Annotated in this window: 22 protein-coding genes; 9 read left to right on the forward strand and 13 right to left on the reverse strand. The window is 64.2% G+C overall.

The annotated features are described in order from the left end of the window. Positions 1-16 precede the first annotated feature (16 nt). On the reverse strand, positions 17-1126 hold the full coding sequence (locus Mschef_RS05120; protein ID WP_081126696.1) for an alkene reductase: 1110 nt from the start codon (positions 1124-1126) through the stop codon (positions 17-19). Between the two features lie 429 nt (positions 1127-1555). On the opposite strand from Mschef_RS05120, the gene Mschef_RS05125 reads away from it, so the two are divergent. Both Mschef_RS05125 and Mschef_RS05130 read left to right on the forward strand, forming a co-directional pair. After that, positions 1556-1783 carry an HP1242/YdcH family protein gene (locus Mschef_RS05125; RefSeq protein ID WP_081126697.1) on the forward strand — a complete coding sequence of 76 codons (228 nt, stop codon included), beginning with the start codon at positions 1556-1558 and terminating at the stop codon, positions 1781-1783. Between the two features lie 169 nt (positions 1784-1952). After that, a complete protein-coding gene (locus Mschef_RS05130) occupies positions 1953-3320 on the forward strand; it encodes a pyridoxal-phosphate dependent enzyme (RefSeq protein ID WP_081126698.1) in 1368 nt (455 codons plus the stop codon). A gap of 127 nt (positions 3321-3447) precedes the next feature. Here the strand turns inward: Mschef_RS05130 and Mschef_RS05135 are convergent, their stop codons facing one another. The 11 genes from Mschef_RS05135 to Mschef_RS05180 are packed head-to-tail and all read right to left on the reverse strand — an operon-like array spanning position 3448 to position 13673. Further along, positions 3448-5586 (reverse strand): secretin N-terminal domain-containing protein, encoded by a 2139-nt coding sequence (locus tag Mschef_RS05135; protein ID WP_081126699.1) that lies wholly within the window; start codon positions 5584-5586, stop codon positions 3448-3450. Next, positions 5583-6086 (reverse strand): hypothetical protein, encoded by a 504-nt coding sequence (locus Mschef_RS05140; protein ID WP_168708840.1) that lies wholly within the window; start codon positions 6084-6086, stop codon positions 5583-5585. Before Mschef_RS05140 ends, Mschef_RS05135 begins: the two co-directional genes overlap by 4 nt. Positions 6087-6126: 40 nt before the next feature. Next, positions 6127-6708, reverse strand: coding sequence for a hypothetical protein (locus Mschef_RS05145; protein WP_081126701.1), 582 nt, complete (start codon positions 6706-6708; stop codon positions 6127-6129). After that, complete coding sequence (locus Mschef_RS05150; protein ID WP_136256276.1) at positions 6705-7793, reverse strand: hypothetical protein; 1089 nt, start codon at positions 7791-7793, stop codon at positions 6705-6707. The genes Mschef_RS05145 and Mschef_RS05150 overlap by 4 nt, the downstream gene beginning before the upstream one ends. Continuing rightward, entirely contained in the window at positions 7714-8811 is a 1098-nt protein-coding gene (locus Mschef_RS05155) for a type II secretion system protein GspK (RefSeq protein ID WP_081126703.1), read from the reverse strand. Before Mschef_RS05155 ends, Mschef_RS05150 begins: the two co-directional genes overlap by 80 nt. A 20-nt stretch (positions 8812-8831) precedes the next feature. Further along, positions 8832-9413 carry a PulJ/GspJ family protein gene (locus Mschef_RS17600; RefSeq protein ID WP_168708841.1) on the reverse strand — a complete coding sequence of 194 codons (582 nt, stop codon included), beginning with the start codon at positions 9411-9413 and terminating at the stop codon, positions 8832-8834. Beyond that, the gene (locus tag Mschef_RS17605; RefSeq protein WP_168708842.1) at positions 9410-9826 is read right to left on the reverse strand and encodes a PulJ/GspJ family protein; all 417 of its coding nucleotides are present in this window, start codon (positions 9824-9826) and stop codon (positions 9410-9412) included. Before Mschef_RS17605 ends, Mschef_RS17600 begins: the two co-directional genes overlap by 4 nt. Next, positions 9823-10260, reverse strand: coding sequence for a pilus assembly FimT family protein (locus tag Mschef_RS05165; RefSeq protein ID WP_168708843.1), 438 nt, complete (start codon positions 10258-10260; stop codon positions 9823-9825). The genes Mschef_RS17605 and Mschef_RS05165 overlap by 4 nt, the downstream gene beginning before the upstream one ends. A 16-nt stretch (positions 10261-10276) precedes the next feature. Beyond that, positions 10277-10726: a type II secretion system major pseudopilin GspG gene (gene gspG / locus Mschef_RS05170; protein ID WP_081126705.1), complete on the reverse strand. Its 450-nt coding sequence runs from the start codon at positions 10724-10726 to the stop codon at positions 10277-10279. Between the two features lie 15 nt (positions 10727-10741). Continuing rightward, positions 10742-11947 (reverse strand): type II secretion system F family protein, encoded by a 1206-nt coding sequence (locus Mschef_RS05175; RefSeq protein WP_081126706.1) that lies wholly within the window; start codon positions 11945-11947, stop codon positions 10742-10744. Between the two features lie 7 nt (positions 11948-11954). Then, positions 11955-13673: a GspE/PulE family protein gene (locus Mschef_RS05180; protein ID WP_197686719.1), complete on the reverse strand. Its 1719-nt coding sequence runs from the start codon at positions 13671-13673 to the stop codon at positions 11955-11957. Positions 13674-14168: 495 nt separating this feature from the next. Here Mschef_RS05180 and Mschef_RS17610 point away from each other — a divergent pair, with 495 nt between their 5' ends. The 6 genes from Mschef_RS17610 (at position 14169) to Mschef_RS05205 (ending at position 20277) form a co-directional block, all read left to right on the forward strand. Continuing rightward, positions 14169-14345 carry a hypothetical protein gene (locus Mschef_RS17610; RefSeq protein ID WP_176212401.1) on the forward strand — a complete coding sequence of 59 codons (177 nt, stop codon included), beginning with the start codon at positions 14169-14171 and terminating at the stop codon, positions 14343-14345. Next, a complete protein-coding gene (locus Mschef_RS05185) occupies positions 14342-15703 on the forward strand; it encodes a hypothetical protein (protein ID WP_081126708.1) in 1362 nt (453 codons plus the stop codon). The genes Mschef_RS17610 and Mschef_RS05185 overlap by 4 nt, the downstream gene beginning before the upstream one ends. Before the next feature lie 262 nt (positions 15704-15965). After that, positions 15966-17540, forward strand: coding sequence for a hypothetical protein (locus Mschef_RS05190; protein ID WP_136256278.1), 1575 nt, complete (start codon positions 15966-15968; stop codon positions 17538-17540). 479 nt (positions 17541-18019) lie between these two features. After that, positions 18020-19330 (forward strand): group II intron reverse transcriptase/maturase, encoded by a 1311-nt coding sequence (gene ltrA / locus Mschef_RS05195; RefSeq protein WP_197686720.1) that lies wholly within the window; start codon positions 18020-18022, stop codon positions 19328-19330. Positions 19331-19726: 396 nt separating this feature from the next. Then, positions 19727-19852, forward strand: a complete 126-nt coding sequence (locus Mschef_RS18370) for a type II toxin-antitoxin system HicA family toxin (RefSeq protein WP_425480125.1) — start codon at positions 19727-19729, stop codon at positions 19850-19852. Beyond that, on the forward strand, positions 19849-20277 hold the full coding sequence (locus Mschef_RS05205) for a type II toxin-antitoxin system HicB family antitoxin (RefSeq protein ID WP_197686721.1): 429 nt from the start codon (positions 19849-19851) through the stop codon (positions 20275-20277). The genes Mschef_RS18370 and Mschef_RS05205 overlap by 4 nt, the downstream gene beginning before the upstream one ends. A 179-nt stretch (positions 20278-20456) precedes the next feature. Here Mschef_RS05205 and Mschef_RS05210 read toward each other — a convergent pair whose 3' ends face one another. Further along, positions 20457-22040 carry a tetratricopeptide repeat-containing sulfotransferase family protein gene (locus Mschef_RS05210; RefSeq protein WP_168708967.1) on the reverse strand — a complete coding sequence of 528 codons (1584 nt, stop codon included), beginning with the start codon at positions 22038-22040 and terminating at the stop codon, positions 20457-20459. A 507-nt stretch (positions 22041-22547) separates the two neighbouring features. Here Mschef_RS05210 and Mschef_RS05215 point away from each other — a divergent pair. Further along, on the forward strand, positions 22548-23855 hold the full coding sequence (locus Mschef_RS05215) for a hypothetical protein (protein ID WP_081126711.1): 1308 nt from the start codon (positions 22548-22550) through the stop codon (positions 23853-23855). The last annotated feature ends 227 nt before the right edge of the window (positions 23856-24082 follow it).

Below are 24082 nucleotides of genomic sequence, written 5' to 3' on the forward strand. Positions count from 1 at the left end.
CGTTCCCGCCGGCGCCTCAATCCAGCGCGGGGTAATCGGTATAGCCGCGCGCGTCGCCGCCGTATAACGTGCTGGCATCCAGCGCATTCAGCGCTGTGTTCTCGCGCAGGCGCCGCACCAGGTCGGGATTGGCGATGAACAGGCGTCCAAAGGCCACCAGATCGGCCGCGCCGGCGTTGATCGCCGCCGCCGCGCTGGCGCGGTCGTAGCCGTTGTTGACCATCCACGTGCCGCGAAAGCGGCGGCGCAGCGCGGCGAAATCGAAATCCACCTCGCGCGTGCCGCCGGTTTCGCCCTCGATCACATGCACATAGGCGATGCGCAATGCATCGAGCTGCTCGACGCCGTATTCGAACAAGGGCTGCGGCGCGCTGTCGTGCACATCGTTGAAGCTCGCCGCCGGCGACAGGCGCACGCCGACGCGATCCGCGCCGATGGCCGCGGCCACCGCGGCGGTGACCTCGATCAGCAGGCGCGCGCGGTGCTCGATCGTGCCGCCGTAGGCATCGCTGCGCCGATTGCTGCCATCGCGCAGGAACTGGTCGATCAAATAGCCGTTGGCCGCGTGCACCTCGACGCCATCGAAGCCGGCGGCCATGGCATTGCGCGCGGCCGTGGCGTAGGTCTGCACCAGCGCGGGAATTTCGTCCAGACGCAGCGCGCGCGGCGCCGAAACATCCACCAGGCCTTCCGCGGTGAAGGTCTTGGCCTGGGCGGCAATGGCCGACGGCGCCACCGGCGCCACGCCGCCCGGCTGCAGGCTGGTGTGCGAGATGCGGCCGACGTGCCAGAGCTGCAGCACGATGCGGCCACCCGCGGCATGCACCGCCGCGGTCACGGTTTTCCAGCCGGCGATCTGCGCGGCGGAATGGATGCCGGGCGTGGCGATGTAGCCCTGGCCCTCGGGGCAGATCTGCGTGGCCTCGGCGATCAGCAGGCCGGCGCTGGCGCGCTGCGTGTAATACGTGGCCGCCAGCGGCGAGGGCACATTGCCGGCCGCGGCGCGATTGCGCGTCAGCGGCGCCATGACGATGCGGTTGGCGACCTCGATGGCGCCGACGCGCAGCGGTGAAAACAACGCGGCGACGGATTCAGGCGCGGCGGACAGGGCAGATTGGACACGCATCGGGCAACTCCGGCAGGAAAAGACACAGCCGATCGTTATGCGGCCCGTCGCTGCCGGATCAAGCGCATGGATGCGCGATTCTGGAGACACTGTGTGACCGGCAGCAACACGCTTTGCGCGGGTCAGCTTGCGGTACTTGTCAGTGTCGATGCCCGGGAGTAGCGTCCAAGGTCCGCGGGGTATCTTCCCCGCGGGAGTCGTGAAGCCCGCCGATATGCATTGCGCCGCCTGCCACCGATGCCCTGCCGCACAGCCGGCGGGGTGGTGTGCAGGCCGCGCTCACCCGGCAAACCCCTGCGACACCGCCGTGACGGGCGGGCGGTGTCTGCGTGCACGCCGCACGAACCCTCACCCGGCGCTGCGCGCCACCCTCTCCCGGCGGGAGAGGGCTTCGTCCCCGTGTTTCATCAACCTTATGGAGGTCGCACGATGTTCGAAAATCATCCGCGTGAAGACATCGAAGCCATGATGAAGGCCAATATCGAATTCCGGCGTCTGTTCTTGCGCCACCGCGAACTGGACAGCAAGGTGCACGATGCCGAGATCGGCGTGCTGCCGATGGACGGCACCACGCTCAACGGCATGAAGCGCGAGAAAATGGTCGCCAAGGAACGCCTGCTGCGCATGTGGCAGGACGCGCGCGTGCCCGCGCACTGAAGCGCGCGGCGCGGCGCGCGCCGCTATCATGCGGGTGCGCCACGCGTCGTCCCCGAGCAACCGCCGCGGCCATTCCGCGGCGGTTGCATAGGGCAATCTCGAAAACCCCGGGTGGTGTTTTGGAGGCCTTTCTTCGCGCGGCCCGTGCCCACTTTCGAGGTCCATCCGCATGATCCACCAGTCCGTGCTCGAACTGATCGGCGCCACGCCGATGCTCAAGGCGCAGCACCTCGATAGCGGCCGCTGCGAGCTGTTTCTCAAGCTGGAATGCACCAACCCTGGCGGCTCGATCAAGGACCGCATCGGCCTGGTGATGATCGAGCGCGCCGAGCAGGCGGGCCGCATCAAGCCGGGCGATACGCTGGTCGAGGGCACCGCCGGCAACACCGGCATCGGTCTGGCGCTGGTGGCGCAGCAGAAGGGCTACCGGCTGGTGCTGGTGGTGCCCGACAAGATGAGCCGCGAGAAGATCTTCAACCTCAAGGCCATGGGCGCCGAGGTGATCCTGACCCGCTCCGACGTGGCCAAGGGCCACCCCGAGTACTACCAGGACATGGCCAAGGCGCTGGCCGAGCGCACCCCGGGCGCCTATTTCATCAACCAGTTCGGCAACCCCGACAACCCTGCCGCGCACGAGGAAATCACCGGCCCGGAGATCCTCGAGCAGATGGACGGGCGCCTCGACGCCATCGTGTTCGGCTGCGGCAGCTCCGGCACCATGACCGGCCTGTCGCGCTGCTTCGCCAGGCATTCGCCGGCGACCGAGTTGATCCTGGCCGATCCGGTCGGCTCGATCCTGGCGCAGTACATCAATGACGGCACGCTGTCACAGAAGTCGGCAAGCTGGATGGTCGAGGGCATCGGCGAGGATTTCCTGCCCTCGATCAGCGATTTCTCGCGCGTGAAGAAGGCCTACGCGATCAGCGACAAGGAAAGCTTTCTCACCGCGCGCCTGCTGCTGGAAAAAGAAGGCGTGCTCGGTGGCAGCTCCACCGGCACGCTGTTGGCCGCGGCGCTCAAATACTGCCGCGCGCAGACCACGCCCAAGCGTGTGGTGGTGTTCGTCTGCGACACCGGCAACAAGTACCTGTCCAAGCAGTTCAACGATTACTGGATGCTGGACAACGGTTTTCTCGAGCGCACCCAGCACGGCGACCTGCGCGACCTGATCCTGCGCCCCTACGCGCAGCGCGACACCGTGGTGATCGGCCCGCACGAGCCGCTGACCGTGGCCTACCAGCGCATGAAGCTCTACGACGTCTCGCAACTGCCGGTGATGGACGGCGAGCGCATCGTCGGCATCCTCGATGAATCCGACCTGCTCATGCACGTGCACGCCGACAGCGCGCGCTTCGCCGATCCGGTGTCCACCGCCATGGTCCGCACGCTCGAGTTCGTCGACATGCGCACCCCGGTCTCCAGCCTGATGCCGGTGTTCGACCGCGGCCATATCGCCATCGTCATGGACGGCCCGAAGTTTCTCGGCCTGATCACGCGCATCGACCTGCTCAATTACCTGAGGCGGCGGGTGAACTGAAGCCGGCGAGTCAACTCGCGCGGAGCGCAAGTCTCACGATGAAACCGACGCGGCGATTGCATGCGCGGCGAGCGCGTACTTTGCGCGTTGCGCCGATGCGCGGTTGGCTGGGTTGGTATCGAATCGCTCAGTGCTGATCGCCGGAACCCTTGCCGTCGGTTTTGCCGGCCGGTACCTTGCCACCCGACTTGAGGCTCGCCGGGCTGATCAGCGACAGGTTCTTGGTGATGTCCTGGGTAATCTGCTCGGCCTGATCGCTGTTTTCGATGATGTACGGCACGATGATCACGACCAGCTCGGTGCGCTGGTTATCGCGCGAACTGGACTTGAACAAATTGCCGAGAACGGGGATGTCCTTGAGGAACGGCACCCCGGAGTCACTCGTCGTGACCTGGTTGGAAACGAGTCCACCCAGTACCACCGAGCCGCCATCGCGCAGGGTCAGCGTGGTCTTGATCTTGCGTTGGAAAATCGAAGGCGAAGCGACGCCCGAACCGCTGGCGATGGGCTGTGCCTGGCTGTCCTCCTGGCTGATGTCCAGATCGACGCGGTTGTTGGACAGCACGGTGGGTTTGACCGTGAGCAGCACACCGGTATTGCGGTATTCGACGGACTGCAACAGGTTCGACGTGCCCGACGTGGTCTGGCTGGCAGTGGTCTGCGAAGTGATGATGGGCACCTGGGTGCCCACGTCGATGCTGGCGTCCGATCCGCTGGTTACGAGGATGCGCGGCGTGGACAGGATCGATACACGCGAGTCGGCCGCCAAGGCTTGCAGTTGGGCCTTGTTCTGTCCGGCGACATCAAGCAGGTAAGTCAGTCCGCCGCCGCCGCTGGTGGTACCGGTGCTGGATGTGCCAGTTGTCCCGGTGGTCGGCGTGGACGAGCCCAGTGTGCCGACGGTCCATTTCCCGGCCTGCCAGTTCACGCCAAACTGATCGTTCTTGTCCAGGGTCACCTCGGCGATGGTGACCTCGACCATCACCTGGCGCGCGGGCTTATCCATCTCCTTGATCAGTGGCAACAAGCGTGCCCATTCATCGGCGCTGCCACGAAAAATCAGACCATTGCGCGAAGCATCCACGACGAGTTGTCCGATTCCCCCCAGGCCACCTGAAGTACTGGCTTGTGGTGTGGCGGCGGCTCCGGGCGCGGGGGCCATGGGTGCAGCCGTCGGGCCACGGCTGCTGGATTGACCCTGCAATACGCCGGCAATGTCAGCCGCGCGCGTGTTCTCGACCTGGTAGTAGAAGAAGTCATTGGTACCCGATGTCGGCGCAGGCTTGTCGATCGTGTGCGCCCACTCCACCACATGGTTGAGGATGGATTGACTGGGTGCGAACACGATCACCGCATTCACGCTGTTGATCGGTATGACCAGCACGCTTGTATTGGGCGAAATGACATTGCTCGCTGCATAACCTTCAGCGTTGAGGATTTCAGTGAGGTGCGCGGCGAGGTCACGTGCACTCATGAACGCCGGTGTCAGGCGCACGCTGTAATGGCCGCGCAGATAGGGGCGGTCCAGCACCGCGATCGCTTGCGCGGCCTGGATCACCACCGATGGCTTGCCATACAGCACCACCGAGTTGCGGTTGACATCGCTCTCGATGGTAAGGCCGTTGATCTTGTAGGCAACCTTGAGCCAATTGACCACGTCCGATGCGCGCACGTATTCCAGGTCAACCATCTGGAAGATCGGACGATGACTTTGCGGCACCGAGGGCAGCGTGCGTCCGCTGATGATCAATGGCGGCTCACTGCCGACGGTGGCTTGCACCGGTTCGATCTGTACCACGGTGCCGGTCCAGTGCGCGGCGAGGCCATACGAGCGCAGTACCGTGGCGATCAGGCGGTAGAAATCCTGTGGCGAGGTTTTCTTGGGAATGCGCAGGGTTACCAGATCGGTCAGTTTGGCAACCGCCGGATCGACCTGGAAATTGAGATGCAAGATATTGGCGTAGACCTCGTTGATGAAGGCCGGCAGTGCCATGTTCTCGATCGAGGCATTGATCGGCGCGCCGCTGAGCTTGGGTTCCTCGCCGCTCAATTCCACGGCGCTGACGGCTTCGGTCGGCACATTGACCTGGGGTGTCTCGCTCACCTTCAAACTGAGCCGCGGCTGGATGTGGCCATTGCTGGCAGTCAAGGTGCGCTGGGCGTGCGGCGCGGGAAAGGGCGCCGGCAGTTGCATTTTCGTGGTCGTGGTCTGGCATGCGGCCAGCATCAGCGGTAGCAGCAACAGACCGAGGTGTTTCAACTTCATCGATGCGATTCCACAGGCATTGCGGCGGTTGCTTTTGCGCTGGCGCTTGATGCGCCATCGCAAAGCGGGGTGGGGATGACATTGGCGGCATGCCGGCCAAACAAATACACCTTGAGATGGCACGCGCCAGCGCTCAGTTCGATCTGCGTGGGCTCGATGCGGGTCAATACCGCACCGTTATCGAGCTTGTCCCCGACAGAGTATCGCCGGACACGCGTCTGACCATCCTGAATGATCAGCGCCTGCAGTTGTGGCGCCATGATGATCGCCAGCAAGCGCGTCGCCCGCGCAGCAGTGTTGCCCGCCGCGGCGCTGGCGTCCGTGGCGCTGGACTGGCGGCCGAACGGCATGCGCCTGCCGATCTGGATCAAGTCGCGGTCCGCATAGCGCAGGTCCTTGTCCGGAAACTGCGGCAAACGCCAAGGGGCCAGCGTGCCGACCAGCCTGCTCGTTGATGGCGGCGGCAATAGCCAGGCGCCCGCGAGCAAGCCGATCAGCACGATGGCAACCGCACCCCAGCGCAATCGCTGTTGCATGCCGTCAAGCGCCATTCTGGCGCTCCGCGCCGCGCACGATGCGGTAATAGGCGACCACGCTCATTTGCAGGCCGGGACTGGCGGTATTGACGATGCGCAGTGACTGCACATACATCAAATTGGTCGTGCCTTCGACGCGCTGCAGGATTTGCACGGCGCGCGCCGCATTCACCTGGGCATTGATGTCGGCGGGCACCTTCCAATACCCCGCCAACCCATCGACCTTGGTGGGCTGGCCCATGACCACGTTCACCCTGGGCGCGAAGGGCAGAATCGCGCTGCGCAACCAGGCCGCTTGGGTCGCCTGGGCCAGGCCGATGCTGTCACTGCGCGGGATCGCGGCTTGCAACCCGGATTGCAGCGCCTGGGCGGCCTTGGCGCGCTGCGGCCAATCCTTTTGCTGCGCCAGCAGCTTGATCTTCTGCAACTCGGCGACGTCTTCCAGGTAGGCTTGCGCCGAATTGTTGCGTGCCTGATTGACAAACCCGTAGGCATAGGCCAGCGCCAGCAGCGCGATCAGCCCCAATCCGATCCCCAGCGCGGGTTTCGCGCGTACTTCGTTGCGCAGATTTTGCAGGGTGGTCATGGGCCGTCGCCGCCATCCGCCGTGACGGCTTCGCTGGCGCTGGTGTCGGCACGGTCGCCGACCACGGCGCGTATCAATAACTCATTGCTTGAACTTTGCGCCAGATTGGCGGTGACTTTATGCAAGACGCCGCTGCCTTCCAACGCGCGCACGATGGCGGGTGGATCGGGACGCGCGCTGCTCAGCGTGATTTCGATGTGCTGTGGATCCGGTGCGAACCACTGCACGATCGTCCAGCCAGTGCCGGGCAGATGCGCGCTGATGCCCGCGATCAGCGCGAGCTGCGAGGGTTTGTCGTGCAGCGCCATCAATTGCTCGGATGCGGCACGTGCAATCTCGGCGCGATTACGTGCCGCCAGTACGTCGCTGATCGCGTTGCGCTCGGTGACCAGTTGCCGTTGTACCCCATGTCGCGCCCACCACAAGTGCGCGATGCTACCCAACTGCATGGCGAACAGCAGCACCAGCAATGCAACCGCGGCAAGAATCGCCTCGCGTCGATAATGGCTCAGGGTCTGCCCCAACTGCGCCACCGAGGAAGTCTGCGACCACGCCTGTTCGGACATGGGCAAATCCAGCGGTTCAGGTACCGCATCCGGATGCAGGCCGGCACTGCGGCAGAATGCTGCCCACTCGTTTGCGCCCGGCAACTGCGGCCACCAAGTGCTGGCGACGAGATTGCCGGCTTTCCAGCTACGCCCTTCGCAGCCCTCGTGATCGCTCAGCAGTTCAGTCCCGCTGCTGCGTGGCTCGCCACGCAGCACGGATTCCGGCAGGCATTGCAGGCGGCGCGCGTCCGACGCGAAATCGGTGCCAGCGCGCACCGCAGCGCGCGACCATATCCAGACTTGCGCAAAATCGCCCGCGTACGCGGCGTGCCACTCCGGATCATCGAACGGCGCCAGCTTGCGCACCTGGGTGGAGATGAAATCCCTGCGGCGCGCGACCGGCACCTGCGCGCACGCCAGATTCGCGTACAGGCACCACTCGCGCGCAAGTACCCACTCAGTTCCCCCGCGCCCCGGGCGCAGTGGAATCAGTTCCCGCTGGCTGCGGAAATAACGGGCCGGCAAGAAGCGCCGCACCACGGGCTCGAGCCACCGCGACAGTTGCTTGTAGCGGGCGGGCCAAGCGGAGGGCGTAGTCGATGCGCCAGGGGCTGCCGTCATTTTCGAAAGGGGTCAATGTGTAGTGGATCAGCCAACCGGCAGAACCTTCCCCCGGCCAGATCTCAAGCGTACCCGAATTGCCCGGATACAGGGACAGCAAGCCCGAGTCCGGCGGGATCGAGGGCAGTAGCGCCTGTGCTTCCGGGAAGCTGTTCAGTGGTGCCAGAGCGCGCATCGCCAGTACGCGTCTGGCCTGCTCAGGGGTCACCCCGGGCACGGCCTCGAGTACTTGCAGACTGGCCGTGTTGATGTTGATCGAGACATTGCGCGCCGCGGTCAGATTGCGCGTGATCGCGCTGTCGCTCCATGGCGCGAGGTATTTCCCCCAACTCATCACGCGCAGCAATTCATAAGGTGTCAACAACGGGCGGTCAGGCGGTGGCGGCAGCTTGCGCGCGGCATATTCAGGTGCCTCGGCACCATTGAGCAGCGGCAGATCATCGCTGTCCTGATAATCGCGCAAGCGATCCGTCAGCTTGCCGCGATCATCCAGAGGCACCTTCAATTCGCGCATCAGTCCCTGCATCATCCCGGGAACCGCCCAGTTGGGCGAAAGCCTGCCGCGGTCATCCTGCAACGCAAAATCCGCCTGGCCCACGCCGCGATACAACGCGCCATCCATGCGCAATTCGTTGCCCACCAGAGCGAACGAGAACTCCGGCAGTCCCGGCTTGCCTTGCATGGCCTGGTCTTGCGCATTGAGCACCATGGCGTTGTTCACCGTCAGGCCGCCAAAGGTCATGCGTTGCGTGGCCAGCATGAACAGCACGGTCTGTTGGGTCGAGTAAGCATCGATCGTGCCCAGCAGTTGCGCCCGCTGGTGGATGGCGGCCTCGCGCAGGCGCGCCACGGTGGTCGCGGTGGCGCCGGCCAGCAAAGTCAGCACCACGAGGGCGCCCAGCACCATCAGCAGCGCGAATCCGGTGTTGCGCATGCTGCGGGAGACGAGATGCCTCACAGGTCGCCCTCGGTGTCGAACGCGCCCTGATCGGTCAGTGGTTTTTTCTGCCCGATGATTGCGACAACAAACAACGGCGCTGCATGGCCACGGGCCTCCAGCGCGATGGCTGCGGGCAGATCGGGGAACTCTCCAAGGCGCGGCGGCCAGTGCGAATGCACGGCGCCTTTTGCATCCAGATACGCGAAGCGCAGATCCCGCGCTGGCGCTGGCAGCACCAGCGCGGGGCCATTCCACTCGCGATAGTCGATGGCAGGCGCGCCATTCTGTCCCAGTTGCCAGTGCACCGGTACCGGTATGCCTGCTGCTTGCAGCATGGCATTCGCGGTGGTGCCACTCCAGCCGGATGCGTTGCCCTTGAACGGTTTCTTGTCCACCGCCAGCAGGCTGGCCACGCTGTCACGCATCCATGCCAGCGTCAGTTGATTGCGGTCCACCGTGGCGCCGGTCGCGGCCACGCGCTCGCGCGCCAGACTGAACACGCGCAGGCTCTGGAACACGATCGTCACCACCATCATGGAAATGGCCAATGCCACGATGGTTTCAAGCAGCGTGAAGCCGTGCGTGTGGCGCTTCATGGCGTATCGGTTACCGCGCGCACTTGCTTGTAACCGGTCTGCCGCACCTGAAAGCGCAGCGCCTCCTGATCGCGCAGTCGCACCTCGACATCCAGCACATACAGGCGCAGGTTGTAGGCACTGGGACTGCCGATCTGGCTTTTGCCTTCCACTTCGGGCGTGATCGCCTGCGCGCGCCAATGCACGCGCAAGTCGCCCACGCTGCGTGTTCCGCGCGGGTCTTGCATCGGATTGACTTCGCGCAGCACGCCCAACGCGTCGCGCACCAGTTGCTCGCGCCGCGCCAGCGAAGCGACGCGGTCGATGGTCAACATGTTGCTGGCCTGCCATGCGTACAAAGTGCTCGCCACCAGGGCGAAGATCACCATGGCCACGATCGCTTCCAGCAAGGTGAAGCCGCGCGCGCGCTTCATCGGGTGGCCGCGTTGTCGTCCAGCACGGTGGCGCAATACGGCGCATCGACGCTGGCGCCCCACTGGCGCGTGCCGTCACCCAGCACGAAATGCGTCGAACTGCATGCGCCGTTGGCGAGAATGCGCAGCGGTGGATCGAATTGCACGCTCCAGCCCGAAGGCAAGCGCAGCCGAGGCGGTGCCTGTGGCGCCGAGCTCGCGGCCGCCGGCAATGCGTCGACGATGAAGCCGCGTCCCGCCTCGCGCGCCAGGATCGGCAAATGCTGGATTTCGCCAAGGATCGTGTCGCGGTGCACGTTGGCGCGCCAGGTGCCGATGAAGCTGAACATCCAGGTCCCAGCCAGACCCAGCGCCAGGCCCATGATGACCAGCACCACGATCATCTCCAGCAGCGTGTAGCCACCAGGCAATGCGCGCGTGCGCCGAGGTTTCATGCGGCGGCCACGGGCTTCAGGGCAGCTCGGTGCCGGTCTGGTCGGCGGGCAGGTAGCCGATCGCATCGCCTGCGCCCGGCTTGCCCTGCGGACCCAGCGAGTACAGCGTGATTTTTTGCTCGCGGCTGGGCTGATCGGCATAGACATACGGATGGCCCCAGGGGTCCATCGGCACCGGCCCGTCGAGGTAGGGGCCATGCCACAGCGTGGCGATGGTCGGGTCGCTGGGCTTGTGCCGCAGCAGTTCCAGGCCTTCCTGCGTGGTCGGAAAACGGCCGATGTCCAGACGCATGGTTTCCAGCGCGCCGCGCAGCATCTTCACCTGCGTTTCCGCGGTCTGCACCTTGGCGCGATCGGCCTGATGGAACAGGCGTGGTCCGACCAGGCCCATCAGCAGGCCGATGATGACCAGCACCACGATCATTTCCAGCAAGGTGAAACCTGCCTGCCTGTGCTGTGCGTACATGTGTTGTCGCCTCATTCAAACCGCCAGATTGTACGAACTCGTAATGGCCAGCATCACGCCCATGATGATCACCGCGACCATGATGCCGATGACCAGAATCGAAATCGGCTCGATCAGCGCCAGCACCTGCTTCATGCGCTGCTTGCCGGCTTCGTCGTAAAGCTGCGCCAGCGACCCCAGCATTTCCGGCAACTGCCCCGAGCGCTCGCCCACGCGCACCAGGTTGTAGCCGGTGCCGGTCAGCGCCTGCTGATCCTCCAGTGCCTGCGACAGCGCGGTGCCGCCGCGCACCGCGCGCGTCACTTCGCCCATGCGCACGCGCTGACGCGTCAGTTGCAGGCCGTCGCGCGCCAGTTCCAGTGCCTGCAGCAACGGCACGCGTGCCTGCAGCAGCGTGCCCATCATCTTCGCCCAGCGCCCGGTTTCGGCCTGCACCAGCCACGGTCCCAGCACCGGCCAGCCGCTCAGGCGGTCCACCAGGCGGTTGCGCACGCTGCGCTCGCGCAGCGCCACCACTAGCGCGATCAGCCCGACGATCAATGCCGGCGTCAGCCAGAACGCATTGGCATTCACCCAGGTACCGCCGGCCAGCACCGCCCAGCCCAGCCACGGCAGTTGCGACGACTTGTGCAGCAGCATCGAGAACTTGGGCACCACGAACGCGAACATCACCAGCACCGCGCCGACGCCGGCCAGCACCAGAATCGTCGGATAGATCAGCGCATTGCGCATCTCGCTGTGCAGGCGATGCTCGTATTCCATCTGCGCCACGCCACCGGACAGCGCCTCGCCCATGCGTCCGGTCAACTCGCCGGCGCGCACCAATTGCTGGATATACAGCGGCAGCTCCAGCCCGCTGCTGCCCAGCACGTCGGCAAAGCTCTGGCCGCGGCGCAAGCCTTGCGCCATGCCGGCGAACGCTGCGGTGACCTGCGGATGGTGCGAGGACTGTCCTTGCGCCGCCACCGCATCCACCAGCGGTACGCCGGCCTTGAGCATGGTGCACAACTCGTACAACGGCACGCTCAGTTCCGGCACGCTGGGCTTGCGCTGCCGCCACGTCGCCAGCGCGCCGCGCGTGGCCACGTGCGCGGCGACCTTCAGCGGGGTCAGGCCGCTGCGCTCCAGCGCGCGCATGGCGGCGCGTTCGTCGTCGGCGTTGAGCATGCCATTCATCACCACGCCATCGGTATTCAACGCTTCGTAACGGAAACTCGGCATCGCATCCTCAGGCGCTGGTCACGCGCAATACTTCATCGACACTCGTGGCGCCCTGCCAGGCTTTCAGCAAGCCGTCCTCGCGCAGCATGCGCCAACCCTCGCGGCGCGCCTGCGCGATCATGTCGGTGGTGGTCGCACCGTCGGTGATCATGGCGCGCAGCGTGGCGGAGACCGGCACCATCTCGTAGATGCCCAGCCGCCCGCGATAGCCGGTGTGCATGCATTGCGCGCAGCCCACCGCCTCGTGCCAGTTGGGCGCGACATCGCCCAGCACCACGCGCGCCAGCTCGGCGACATGCGCATCCAGCCCCGCCGGCGCCGGCGCCGCGCGCGCGCAGTGCGGGCACAAGCGCCGCACCAGACGTTGCGCCTGTACCGCCTTGATCGGCGTGGCCACCAGAAACGGCTCGACGCCCATGTCGATCAGGCGCGTGAACGCGCTGATCGAATCGTTGGTATGCACCGTGGACAACACCAGATGCCCGGTCAGCGCGGCCTGGATGGCGATCTCCGCGGTTTCCAGATCGCGGATCTCGCCGATCATCACCACGTCAGGGTCCTGGCGCAGGATCGAGCGCAACGCATTGGCAAAACTCAAGCCGATGGCTGCGTGCGTCTGCACCTGGGTCACGCCATGCAACTGGAACTCCACCGGATCCTCGACGGTGATGATTTTCTTCTTGCCGTCGTTCGACGCGGCCAGCGCCGAATACAGCGTGGTCGATTTGCCCGAGCCGGTCGGTCCGGTCACCAGGATGATGCCGTGCGCCTCGCGCGTCCATTCGCGCATCAATTGCAGGTGATCCGGCAGCATGCCCAGCCGTTCCAGGCTCAGGTCCGCGCGTTGCTTGGGCAGCAGGCGCATCACGATCGATTCGCCATGCACGCCGGGCAGCGCGCTGACGCGCGTATCCATGTCCTGGCCGCTGACGCGCAGGCTCAGGCGCCCATCCTGCGGCAGGCGCCGCTCGGCGATATCCATGCCCGAGATCAGCTTCAGCCGCGACGACACCGCGTTATAGCGCTCGCGCGGCAGGCTCAGCCGCGGATACAGCACGCCGTCGATGCGAAAGCGCACCGTGAACTGGTTTTCCTCCGGCTCGAAATGCAAATCCGAGGCGCGCTGTTCCACCGCCTGCGCCAGCATGTTGTTGACCAGCTCCACCACCGGCGCTTCCTCGGCCAGTTCGCGCAGGTGCGCCACATCGTCGCCGCTCGCGCCCACGCGCAGCGATGCGTGCATGCGTGACAGCGCCTCCAGCGTGCGCTCCAGATCCTGCGTGCGCACCAGGCACATGCGCAGCGCGCGCCCGCCCAGCACCGCGCGCAGCAGCTCGCCCAGGCTGGGTGCCAGTGGATCGCGGGCCGCGCACCACCAGCCGCTGTCCTCGGTCTGCCAGATCAACACCTGCTGATCGAGCATCCAGTCCGCGCTCACCTGCAATTGCGCCGCGCTATCGCGCAGCAACGCCTCGTCGGGCATGGGCGCGTCGCGGCCCAGCAGTGGCAGATCGAGTTGCGCGGCCAGCACCTCCAGCAGGCTGTCCTCGCTGATCGCGCCCACGCGCATCAGCAACGCGCCCAGGCGTCCGCCCAGCCGCGCCTGCAGCTCCAGCGCGTGCTGCACATCGGCGGCGCTCACCAGGCCGCGTTCCTGCAACATCTCGCCGAGCAGTTGCGTGGTCATGGCTGCGGCATCAGCGCCACGCCGCGGTGGCGCAGGCATGCGCGGCGCCTACAGTCACATAGCGAGCGCGGACGGGTTAGGGAGCAAGCGGGGTCGCGGCGCATGGTCACGGCACAGGCAGAACAGCCACGGACTATATAGCCCCCGGACACGTGTCGAAAGGCCGCTGCGTCTGGCGCGCTTGCGCAGCCGGTGCGGGCGTGACCGACGCGCCGCCCCGTGGTTTGATCGACAGCCTGCCGCTCCAGCACGCATTCGGCCTGCTCCGCAGCGCACAGCAGTGCACGGAAACGTTGCACAGGTCTCGTTTGCGCGCAGTGAAGGGATTGACCGCGCTATCAACGCCCGCTATGTTCCATGCCCGTAGCATGTGGTCCAGATGGGTGGGGGTCTGAATTGTCATGTCGGAGCCTTATGCATCGCTGAATTATGGACGCCGGTCGCCGCAGCCAATCTGGTACCGGTTTGGTCGCAGCGTTCGGTTTCAGGCTACGCCTCGAAGTTCATCCAAACCTAGCTAGGAGTTCCAACAACATGTCGAACATCCGCAAGTCCTCACTCGCGCTGGCCATTGTTGCCGGGCTGGCGCTGTCAGCCGCGGCCACGGCAGCCACTGTGACCTTCACTCCCGCGACCGCCCTGCCCGAAGGCGTGGCTTATTTTGATGTCGCCAGTAACACCACGAACGTGGGCATTGTGCCCACCACATGAGTGTCAACGTGTTGTCCAGCGACAACATCGTCGGCCGCACCACCGGTTTCGCCATCCGCGTCACCCTCAACAATGGCGCGCTGTTCAACAACTTTGTCGCCACCGCCGGCCCTGCGCTGGCGCCCTTGGGTTGGACGGTGACGGTGGTTGGCGGTTATGTGGGCACCAACACCGCGATCATCAACTTCAACCCGCCCAGCACCAATCCGGTTCCGGGCATCGTGCCGGGTGACATCGTGGACATCACCGGTGCCAATGCCGAGCTCAGTCCGACCACGGGCAACATCCTCAGCAATCTCGCGGCGCTGCAGACCTCGGGGCAGACGGTGAATGCCTCGGTGCAGTTCTACGATCCGGTCAGCACCAACTCGATCCTCAACACGATCACCCAGCCACTGCTGGTCTCGGGCAACCCGGTGGTCGCGTCGTGCAGCAACACGCAGAACTTCCCGAACGAGAAGATCGACGTCGGCTTCGGCAACGGACAAGCCAGTCAGACGTATTTCTCGACGACCGGCGCTATCGGTCTGGTGGATTCTGGCATCTTCGAAGCTGGCTCAGTCGACATCAGTCCCTCGACCGCGGCCAATTTCAGCTATTTCACCTTCAACACGACGTCTGATGCGTTCAGCACCGTGGCCAGCGGCAATTTTGGCGCCTTCGCTCAGGCCGGCGCCAGTGTGTTCCTGTCAACGAGCCCGATGTGCAGTTCGGCTGCTGTGACTGGCACGCTCAACGCCGCCGCCAATCAGGCCACGTTCGCCTACAACCTGAGCGACATTGGCGGTAGCACATCTGGCGGCACAGCTTATGTGTGCTTCCAGGTGCCGAGTGGCAATACCACGCCGATCGCCGCGACCGCGGTGAGCGTGAGCACCAGCTTCACCCGCAACAGCCTGACCGTGCCGGGCACCACCTGCGCGCTGGCGCCGATGATGTACAACGGTCCTGTGGTGCATGTGTACACCTTCAATCCGGCGGGCAACACGACCCAGGATAGCTTCCTGCGCGTCAGCGATACCGGTCCGAGCGGCGGCCAGGTGTTCATCACTGGCGTCGACGACGCGGGTCACCCGGGCGCGGGCACGGTCAGCTTCTCGCTGGCTGCGGGCCAGAGCGTGCAGATCGAGTCGTCCTGCCTGACCAACGGTACCAACTGCCCGGCGGGTGTGCCCATCACCGGCGCACTGGGCACCGGCACGGGCAAGTGGCGTTTGACCGTCACCTCGTACTTCCCCAACCTGGTGGTCACCAGCCTGAACCGCAACAACAACACTGGCACCCTGACCAACATGACGAACTACGACGTGCAGGGCAAGCAGGCAACCTGGAGCTACTACGGCGACAACGGCAACTGATCTGCGGATCAACGCTGGATGCATCCACGGGCGGCCTTCGGGCCGCCCGTTTTTGTTGGCGCATCACGACTTGCAACCACCTCTTTCACAAGCTTGCATGGCGCGTGGTACGCGCACGACGCAACGGCAACGATTGCAAGCGCCGGACGCATGCATGCCCATGCCGTAATCATTTGTATGCGCGCAGATGGACTACCTTGCAATTGTTGCTCTAGACTTGTCATCACCAGTCAAGCTGCTTGGCCGTAGGAGGGGAAATTTCATGATGCTGAAACGTTCCACACTCGTTGCTTTCATGCTGGCAGCGCTTGCGCTCTCTGGCGCCACCGTTGCAGCGACCGTCACCTCAAGTACGCCGTTGCCCGAAGGCATCGCGAACTTTGATATCGCCAATGCCAGCACCCAGGTCGGCATCCTTCCCATGCTTAGCGTCAACGTGCTGTCCAGCGACAACATCGTCGGCCGCACCACCGGCTTCGCCATCCGCGTCACCCTCAACAATGGCGCGCTGTTCAACAACTTTGTCGCCACCGCCGGCCCTGCGCTGGCGCCCTTGGGTTGGACGGTGACGGTGGTTGGCGGTTATGTGGGCACCAACACCGCGATCATCAACTTCAACCCGCCCAGCACCAGTCCGGTTCCGGGCATCGTGCCGGGTGACATCGTGGACATCACCGGTGCCAATGCCGAGATCAATCCGACCACGGGCACCTTCGTCAGTAACTTGGCCGCGTTGCAAACATCAGGTCAAACCGTGGGCGCCACGGTGCAGTTCTTTGACCCGGTCAGCACCAACCCGATCCTCAACACCATCACCCAGTCACTGTTGATCTCGGGCAACCCGGTGGTGCAGGTGTGCATCCCGAACGGCAACCAGAACGAGCGCATCGACGTTGGCCAGGATGCTGCCCATGCCAGCCGCACTTACTTCTCAAGCACCGGCGGCATCGGCATGCTTGATACGGGCCAGTTTAATGCCGGCTATATCAATTACGGGGCCGCGCCCGGTTTCGGCTATTTCCAGTTCAACCCCACCGATCAGTTCACCACCACGCTGCAAGGCGCGTACACGGCGTTCAATCAGGCAGGCGCCACCGCCATGCTGCGCGACAACTCATCCTGCGGTCCTGCGCCGTCCACCGTGGTCGGCGCCTTCAGCAATGGCAATGGCACGCTGACGTTCCAGTACACCGCGTCGCAGATGTTCCCGATCAATGGCGGCTCGTTCTCCACCGGCTCACTGTACACCAACATTTGCTTCGCGGTTCCCAGCAACAACACGATTCCGTTGCAAGCTACCCCGGTGGTTCCGCAGACGGTGTTCACCCGTAACGGGATCAGCGTGAACGTACCATCCTGCGCGCTGCAACCCATGCAATACAACGCCCCGGTGGTGCGCGTGTACACCTTCAACCCGGCTGGCAACACGACTCAGGATAGCTTCCTGCGCGTCAGCGATACGGGTCCGGCGGGAGGCCAGGTGATCATCACCGGTGTCGATGATGCCGGTCACCCGGGCGTCGGCCCAGTCAGTTTCTCGCTGGCTGCGGGCCAGAGCGTGCAGCTTGAGTCGTCCTGTCTGACCAATGGCAGCAATTGCCCGGCGGGTGTGCCCATCACCGGCGCGCTGGGCACCGGCACGGGCAAGTGGCGTTTGACGGTCGTTTCGTACTTCCCCAACCTGGTGGTCACCAGTCTGAACCGCAACAACGCCTCCGGCACGGTGAGCAACCTCACCGACTACGACGTGCAGGGCAAGCAGGCAGCTTGGAGCAAGTACGGCGACAACGGCGCGGGAAGCGGCGGCGGTGGCCGTGGCAAAGGCGGCGGCAGCTGATCCGCGGATCACTGCTGGATGCACTACACGGGCGGCCCTCGGGCCGCCCGTTTCTTTTGTGCGCCCGGCAGGGCGCACCTGCTTGGAGGTGAAAGTCCTCTACTCACCCGGCAAGGGGAAGAGTTAGCCAGAGGCAAGGGCGAATCGGGTGACTGGTCGTCTGAAGGAAGCCCGAGGCAAAGCGCTGGCCTGACGAACAGGAAGCGGATACGAGGCGACACGTTGGGGTGAGGCAGCAAAAGGGGTCAAAGCCCGGTACTTGCACAGACGACGTGGCGTATATCCGACAGGCATAAGCGGGAAGGCAGGTGCGTCATACCCGGGGAGATCTCGCCTCATGCCTGAAAGGGCGACGCTGGAAGGCGGAGCGAGAAGTCAGCAGAGGCCATCCCCCAAGGGGACTTCCTGCGGGGCGTAGTAGGTGCGTTACGACCGAAGGGCCGAACATGAGAGACCGCGATTAGGACGACTGAACCTCGATGATCGACGACGAAGCAGAAGCCCGGGAAGCCGGGGCCAAGGGCCAAGAGGCGGGACAGTATCCCGTGGGTAGGCCGTGTGGTGCCGAGTCGATCACGGCGGCAGCCGGGCAAACGAAAGCGGAGGTGTCACGGCTGATGGAGGCCGTGATCGAACGCAGCAACGTGTGGTCGGCGTATCAGAAGGTGGTTCGTAACGGTGGCGCACCGGGGGTCGATGGCCTGACGGTGGGATCGTTCAAGGACTGGCTGAAGAGACACTGGCCCTGCGTGAGAGCAGCCTTGCTGGACGGCAGTTACCTGCCGTCGGAGGTGCGCGCGGTGGACATTCCCAAGCCCTCGGGCGGGGTGCGGACACTGGGCATCCCGACGGTGCTGGATCGGCTGATCCAGCAGGCGCTGCTGCAAGTCCTTCAACCGATCGTCGAGCCGACGTTCTCCGCATCGAGCTACGGTTTCAGGCCGGGGCGCAGTGCCCATCAAGCTCTGCGTGCGGCCAAGCACTATGTGCAGGAGGGCCGTGCGTGGGTGGTGGATATGGACTTGGAGAAGTTCTTCGACCGGGTGAACCACGACATCCTGATGTCGCGGGTCGCCCGGCACGTCGACGACGAGCGGGTGCTCAAGCTGATCCGCCGTTATCTGGAAGCGGGCTTGATGCGTGACGGGGTGGAAACAGCACGTGACCAAGGCACGCCGCAAGGCGGGCCGTTGTCGCCGTTGCTGTCCAACATCCTGCTCACGGATTGGGATTGCGAACTGGGAAAGCGCGGACACGCGTTCTGTCGTTATGCGGATGATTGCAACATCTATGTCCGAAGCGAAGCGGCAGGGCAGCGCGTGATGGCCGCCATGAAGGTGTTCCTGGACGAACGCCTGAAGTTGCAGGTCAATGAAGCCAAGAGCGCATGCGCCACGCCATGGAAACGCAAGTTTCTGGGCTACACCCTGACGAACGCCGGTGGTCATATCAGGCTCAAGGTCGCGCCGCACAGCGTGGCCCGCCTGACCGACCGCGTGCGTGAACTGCTGCGTCAGGGGCGCGGACGTAGCCTGACCCACACCATCGAGACACTGAACCCGGTGCTTCGTGGATGGATCGGCTATTTCCAGCTCAGCGAGAGCAAGACGGTGTGGAAGGACCTCGACGGATGGCTGCGGCGTCGGCTGCGCTGCCTGCTATGGCGGCAAGCCAAGACGCGTCCGCGGCGTACCGCGCTGCTGCGCAAACGAGGGCTGCCGGAGGCGCGGCTTGGCACTCGGGACACAACGGGCACGGCCCATGGTGGAACAGTGGTGCCAGTCACATGAATCAGGCGTTTCCGAAAGCCTTCTTCGACCGGCTGAAGTTGGTCTCAATGATCGAAAACCAGCCGGTATCTTCAGCGTCAGCTCGATGAACGCCGTATGCGGAACCGCACGTACGGTGGTGTGGGAGGGGACCGGAGGATTCCGGCTCCCTACCCGATGCGAGTGGAGCGCGGCCGGGCCGCCCGTTTCCTTTATGGGTATCCGGATGTCAGTGCGGGTTGGCCTTGCGTTGACCCGCCCGCTGTTGATCGTCGTCGCCAGCGCTGCTCAGGATCGCGGCTCCCGCGTCTGCTGCGCTGCGTGTGTAACGGTGTGTATCATGGCCCATGGACAGTCAGACCATCATCCGCAGACTGAAACAGGAAGGCTGGCTGGAAGTCCTCGTGGCCGGCTCGCATCACAAGTTCAAGCAACCCGGACAAGCCGGGGTACGTGGTCGTACCCCATCCGCAACGCGATCTGCCGCAAGGTACCGCGCGCAATATTTTTCGACAGGCCGGCTGGCAGTGGAGGAAACGATGATCTACCCCGCCTACATTCACAAGGACAAGCGCAGCGCCTGGGGCGCGACCCTGCCGGATTTCCCTGGCTGCTTCGCAGCCGCCGATGCGTTGGACGACTTGCCGGCCGCGGTGCAGGAAGCTGTGGAAGTGTATTTCGAGGGTGAGGCGATGGACGTGCCGGCGCCGACCGCGCCCGATGCGCTGCCGCGCGGCAAGGCGTACACCGGCGGTCAATGGTTGCTGGTTGACATCGACGTGGCTCGGGTGAATCCGCGCGCGGTGCGCCTGAACGTGTCGCTGCCGGAAAATCTGGTGCAGCGCATCGACGCTTACGCACGCACGCATGGCCCACGCGCAGCGGGTTCCTGGCCGAAGCCGCGCGGCGCGCGATGGCAGACAACGAACGTGCGGCTTGACCGTTTGGCAGACCGGAACCTACGCTGAAATCCGGTTGCCCTCTTTTATGAGCGGAGCGTGGCCGGGCCGCCCGTTTCTTTTGCGAGTGGGGCGGCGGCCCCCGGCCACCGGTGAGGCGTGCAATGCCAGTCAGTGCAGTGGCGATGGCAGGTGAAGTCGTTGCCATCAACCGTGCACATCCTGCTCGGTGGATGCGTGGCGTCCGGCTATGCAGGCGCATGCCATCCCGCGAGGCCATCGTGCAAAACGTCCAGGTGCTCGCGGTAGGCTTGCCATGCACCCACGCGCGGACGTATCGCATCGCGCACTTGCAGACTGCTGGGTGTGGCAACCACCCCGATGTCGAGGCGCGCATCCAGACACTGCGCCTCGAAGGGCAACGCGCAAAACGCGCACACGCGGCGCAACAGGCGCTCGGCATCGGCGAATTCGGCGTAATCAACCTGCAGCAACCGCCCCGGCAACACGCGTTGCCAGTGGGACATCAGCGCGCGGTAGTGGCCGTAGTGCGCAACGATGTCCTGTTGCGCGAAACTCCACGGATAGGCTGCGCCCAGCAACTGGCGCAACACGGCGAAAGCGGCATCCATGGGCGCGCGCGCCACGTGCACGATGCGTGCCTGTGGCAGGGCGCGTGCGATGTGAGCGATGAGCATCCAGTTTGATGGCAATTTGTCGGTGTAGTGGCTGCGCCCGCGCGCGCGCCAGCGCGTGTGCTCAAGGTAAGCCTGGCCCAGCGCGTGGTAATCGATGTCCGCGCTGCGCTCGATGGCGGTCATCGGCAGCAGCTCGACGCTGTCGCAGTCGGTGGCCAGGCCCAACTGGTAGGCGAAATCCGCGTGCTCGCCCGCGGCGCTCACCTGCGTATGCCGTCCCAGCAGCGTTTCCAGCAAGCTGGTACCACTGCGCGGCAGACCGACGATGAAGATGGGCGTGGCCGTGCCCGCGGGCGCGCTCTGTGGCACGGCGGTGGCGGCCGTGCCCGGCTGGGTGCGCAGCAGCGCGTCGATGCGCGTTGCCTCGCGCGCGGCGTCGTACGGCCATTGCCGGTGCGCCGCGGCCGCGCCGCGCTGCAGCGCTGGCCAGGCTTGCTGATATTGCTGCAAGGTGTGCAGTTCCTCGAACAGTGCGTAGGCCAGCGCGGCCTCGGTGTCGGCATCAGTGACACTGGGTAGCACGCTGTGCAGATGCGCGATGTGCGCCGTGGCCGCATCGGCATCACGCTGGCTGGCATGCACACGTGCCAGGCCCTGCGCCGCGCTGCCCGAATCGGGCCGCTGGTGTTGCGCGGCGGAGTAATCGGCGCCGGCGCCATCGGCGTCACCGCAGTAATCGCGCGCGCGCGCGCGCAGCAGCAATAGGTTGGTGTCGGGGGTGGCGCTCAGTTGCGCGGCAAGCTCGGTCAGTGCCAGCACCTGTTGGTATTCGCCTGCGCGCGCGCGCAGTTGCGCGTGGCGAAACAGCACGGCGCTATCGCGGGAGTCTTGCACGAGCGGGGTATCCAGCAGCGCGCGCGCGCGCGAGAAATCGCCGACGCGCATCAGATCGGTCGCGGTGCGCAAGGCAGCTTGCGCGTCGCGTGCTGGCAGTGCAGCAAGTCGTTGCGCCAGTTCCACGGCGGGTCGCATGCGCCCGCGTTTCAGCCACGCATGCAGCAGCAGGGACAGGCTGTCCGCGTCATCGGGCGTGCGCCGCAGATGCGCCTCGAGCGTGGCGCAGGCGGCCACGAGCTGGCCGTCATCGAAATAACGCTGGGCGCGTTGCAGGTGCCGTGGCAGGTGCTGGTTCATGGAGTGTATTCTGTCGACAGATGGTTGGTGATCAGCGTGCGAAAAGGGGCATCTTGCCGCCTGACACTTAGAGATTCCATGCAAACAAACTGTCGCGGCAAAAATCGCAGCACGTTTGTCGCGACCAGCACTTGAGAGCTCGTCCCATTTCGGGGCGCGCATGTGCTTCGCTTTGTCAGGTTGGACTGCGGCCATTGCTTACAGCCGTGCCTCGTGCAGATTGGGCAATGCACCGTGCGCGTTAGGTCGAGATCCGCTGTTCGAGCGCGCCACGATGCCTACCGCAGCCATGTTTGCACAGCATGAGGTGCAAGATCTGGCCAGGGAGTGCGTCATTGCAAAAGTGCTCGTCCGGACGCACGCAGGTGCCGCGTATATTTGCGCAGATATTACAAATACGTAATGCACCTGCTGCGCACCACCCACGTGAACAACGCGCAGATATAGTGCTTTGCGTCTCATTTTAGAGACCTGTTGCATCCATCTCACTGTTCAGGGGGAGCACACATGGGAATGTACAAACCTGTATGGGCCATGCTGGCAATAGCGTTTGCCGGGATACTGGCCGTGCCGCAAGTTCAAGCCGCGCTGCCGCCCGCAGCCAACCAGCAATTCGGGCACAAGATTTTTTCGCACCCTAACGGCCCAGATGTTCTGGACATCATGCCCAAGGGCTATTCTCTGACCAAGGGCCACACATTCGGGCGTGTCGCCGGCAACAGCCTCATCAACGCGCAAACTTCGCCACTCAACGATCCATATGCACCGATCGTCAATGGCTTAAATGCGTGGGCATCTTCAGCGTGCGGTGGCCTGGGCTCCGACTGCTACACCACGGGCAATTATTTTCCGCTTGGTCCGGTGATGCAGAGCCAACGCCATATCTATCTGATCTGGTATGGCAATTGGCAAGGCAACAGCGCGCTGAGCATCATCCCGCAGTTCGTGCAGTCGTTGAACATGTCGCCCTACGAGCGGATTCTCGGCACCTATAAGGTCAATAACAGAGCGATCATGCCTTCCATCACGCTCGCGGGCCAAACCTTTGATGATTATTCGCTGGGGCAGGACCTCAGTGACGCCAATATCCAGACCATCGTGCAGGATGCGATCACCGAGGGACGACTGCCGCTGGACAACAATGGCATCTACTTCGTGCTGACCTCGTCCGATGTAATGGAATCGAGCAACGGCAATCTCGCGCAGGGCGGTTTTTGCACCAAGTACTGTGGCTGGCATACCGACGGCCTGAACATGCACGGCGTGGACGTGAAGTACGCCTTTGTGGGCGATGGCCAGGCCTGCGCCAGCGCGACCGCGGAAAGTTATGGCTCCTGGCCAGGCTCGTGCATCGCCATGAAGAGCTTCCAGTCGTATAGCAACTACGTGTGGAACAGCCCCAACAACAACCCTGGTGCCGATGGCATGGTCAGCGTGATCGCGCACGAGTCCGAGGAGGCCACCAGCGATCCTGAGGTGGGCACAGGCAACCTTGCCTTCTACGGATACGACTGGTGGGATGGCAATGGCTACGAGAACGGTGACCAGTGCGCCTGGCGCTTCGGCGCTGCGAGCGGAAACATGTTCGCCACGCCCAACGGCAGTCTGGCCAACATGAGTTTGCAGGGCTACAGATATTTGATCCAGAAAAACGTGGTGATCGTTGATCCGCAGGGCAATGCCGATTACGGCATGCTCGAAACTACCGCTTATGGTACTAATCCAACCAATTGGTATAACTGGTACTACTTTGGTATGCCGGCGGTTGGCGGTACGGCGGATTATTGCGGGCTGTCTCCACCCACTTACCTCTGAGTAGCGGTTTGCAAAACATCTCCGGCGCAATGGGCTATTGCCAGCTGCGCGCTGGAATCATGAGGGTGCGGTCTGGACTTTGGCAGTGATGCAGGACGCGTCGATGCCAAGGTGCTGACATGAACAGCGCGCAATTGCTTGTCGCGACAAGGGTGTCAGCGCTGTGCCGCGACGGTATGCTTGCAAACTGATCTGAGTAGCCTCAGGCAAGTTGCTGGATTGCGTAA

This window comes from Metallibacterium scheffleri, assembly GCF_002077135.1.
Lineage (GTDB): Bacteria > Pseudomonadota > Gammaproteobacteria > Xanthomonadales > Rhodanobacteraceae > Metallibacterium > Metallibacterium scheffleri.

Bases quoted from the DNA above. Each gene is read 5' to 3' on its own strand.
- Mschef_RS05210 (WP_168708967.1), bottom strand. From the start codon at position 22,040: ATGAACCAGCACCTGCCACGGCACCTGCAACGCGCCCAGCGTTATTTC.
- Mschef_RS05175 (WP_081126706.1), bottom strand. From the start codon at position 11,947: ATGCCGAGTTTCCGTTACGAAGCGTTGAATACCGATGGCGTGGTGATG.
- Mschef_RS05145 (WP_081126701.1), bottom strand. From the start codon at position 6,708: ATGACCACCCTGCAAAATCTGCGCAACGAAGTACGCGCGAAACCCGCG.
- Mschef_RS05205 (WP_197686721.1), top strand. From the start codon at position 19,849: ATGATCTACCCCGCCTACATTCACAAGGACAAGCGCAGCGCCTGGGGC.
- Mschef_RS17610 (WP_176212401.1), top strand. From the start codon at position 14,169: ATGTCGAACATCCGCAAGTCCTCACTCGCGCTGGCCATTGTTGCCGGG.
- Mschef_RS05120 (WP_081126696.1), bottom strand. From the start codon at position 1,126: ATGCGTGTCCAATCTGCCCTGTCCGCCGCGCCTGAATCCGTCGCCGCG.
- gspG (WP_081126705.1), bottom strand. From the start codon at position 10,726: ATGTACGCACAGCACAGGCAGGCAGGTTTCACCTTGCTGGAAATGATC.
- Mschef_RS05215 (WP_081126711.1), top strand. From the start codon at position 22,548: ATGGGAATGTACAAACCTGTATGGGCCATGCTGGCAATAGCGTTTGCC.
- Mschef_RS05180 (WP_197686719.1), bottom strand. From the start codon at position 13,673: ATGCCTGCGCCACCGCGGCGTGGCGCTGATGCCGCAGCCATGACCACG.
- ltrA (WP_197686720.1), top strand. From the start codon at position 18,020: ATGATCGACGACGAAGCAGAAGCCCGGGAAGCCGGGGCCAAGGGCCAA.
- Mschef_RS05155 (WP_081126703.1), bottom strand. From the start codon at position 8,811: ATGCGCAACACCGGATTCGCGCTGCTGATGGTGCTGGGCGCCCTCGTG.
- Mschef_RS17605 (WP_168708842.1), bottom strand. From the start codon at position 9,826: ATGAAGCGCGCGCGCGGCTTCACCTTGCTGGAAGCGATCGTGGCCATG.
- Mschef_RS05165 (WP_168708843.1), bottom strand. From the start codon at position 10,260: ATGAAACCTCGGCGCACGCGCGCATTGCCTGGTGGCTACACGCTGCTG.
- Mschef_RS05190 (WP_136256278.1), top strand. From the start codon at position 15,966: ATGATGCTGAAACGTTCCACACTCGTTGCTTTCATGCTGGCAGCGCTT.
- Mschef_RS05130 (WP_081126698.1), top strand. From the start codon at position 1,953: ATGATCCACCAGTCCGTGCTCGAACTGATCGGCGCCACGCCGATGCTC.
- Mschef_RS05135 (WP_081126699.1), bottom strand. From the start codon at position 5,586: ATGAAGTTGAAACACCTCGGTCTGTTGCTGCTACCGCTGATGCTGGCC.
- Mschef_RS05125 (WP_081126697.1), top strand. From the start codon at position 1,556: ATGTTCGAAAATCATCCGCGTGAAGACATCGAAGCCATGATGAAGGCC.
- Mschef_RS17600 (WP_168708841.1), bottom strand. From the start codon at position 9,413: ATGAAGCGCCACACGCACGGCTTCACGCTGCTTGAAACCATCGTGGCA.
- Mschef_RS05185 (WP_081126708.1), top strand. From the start codon at position 14,342: ATGAGTGTCAACGTGTTGTCCAGCGACAACATCGTCGGCCGCACCACC.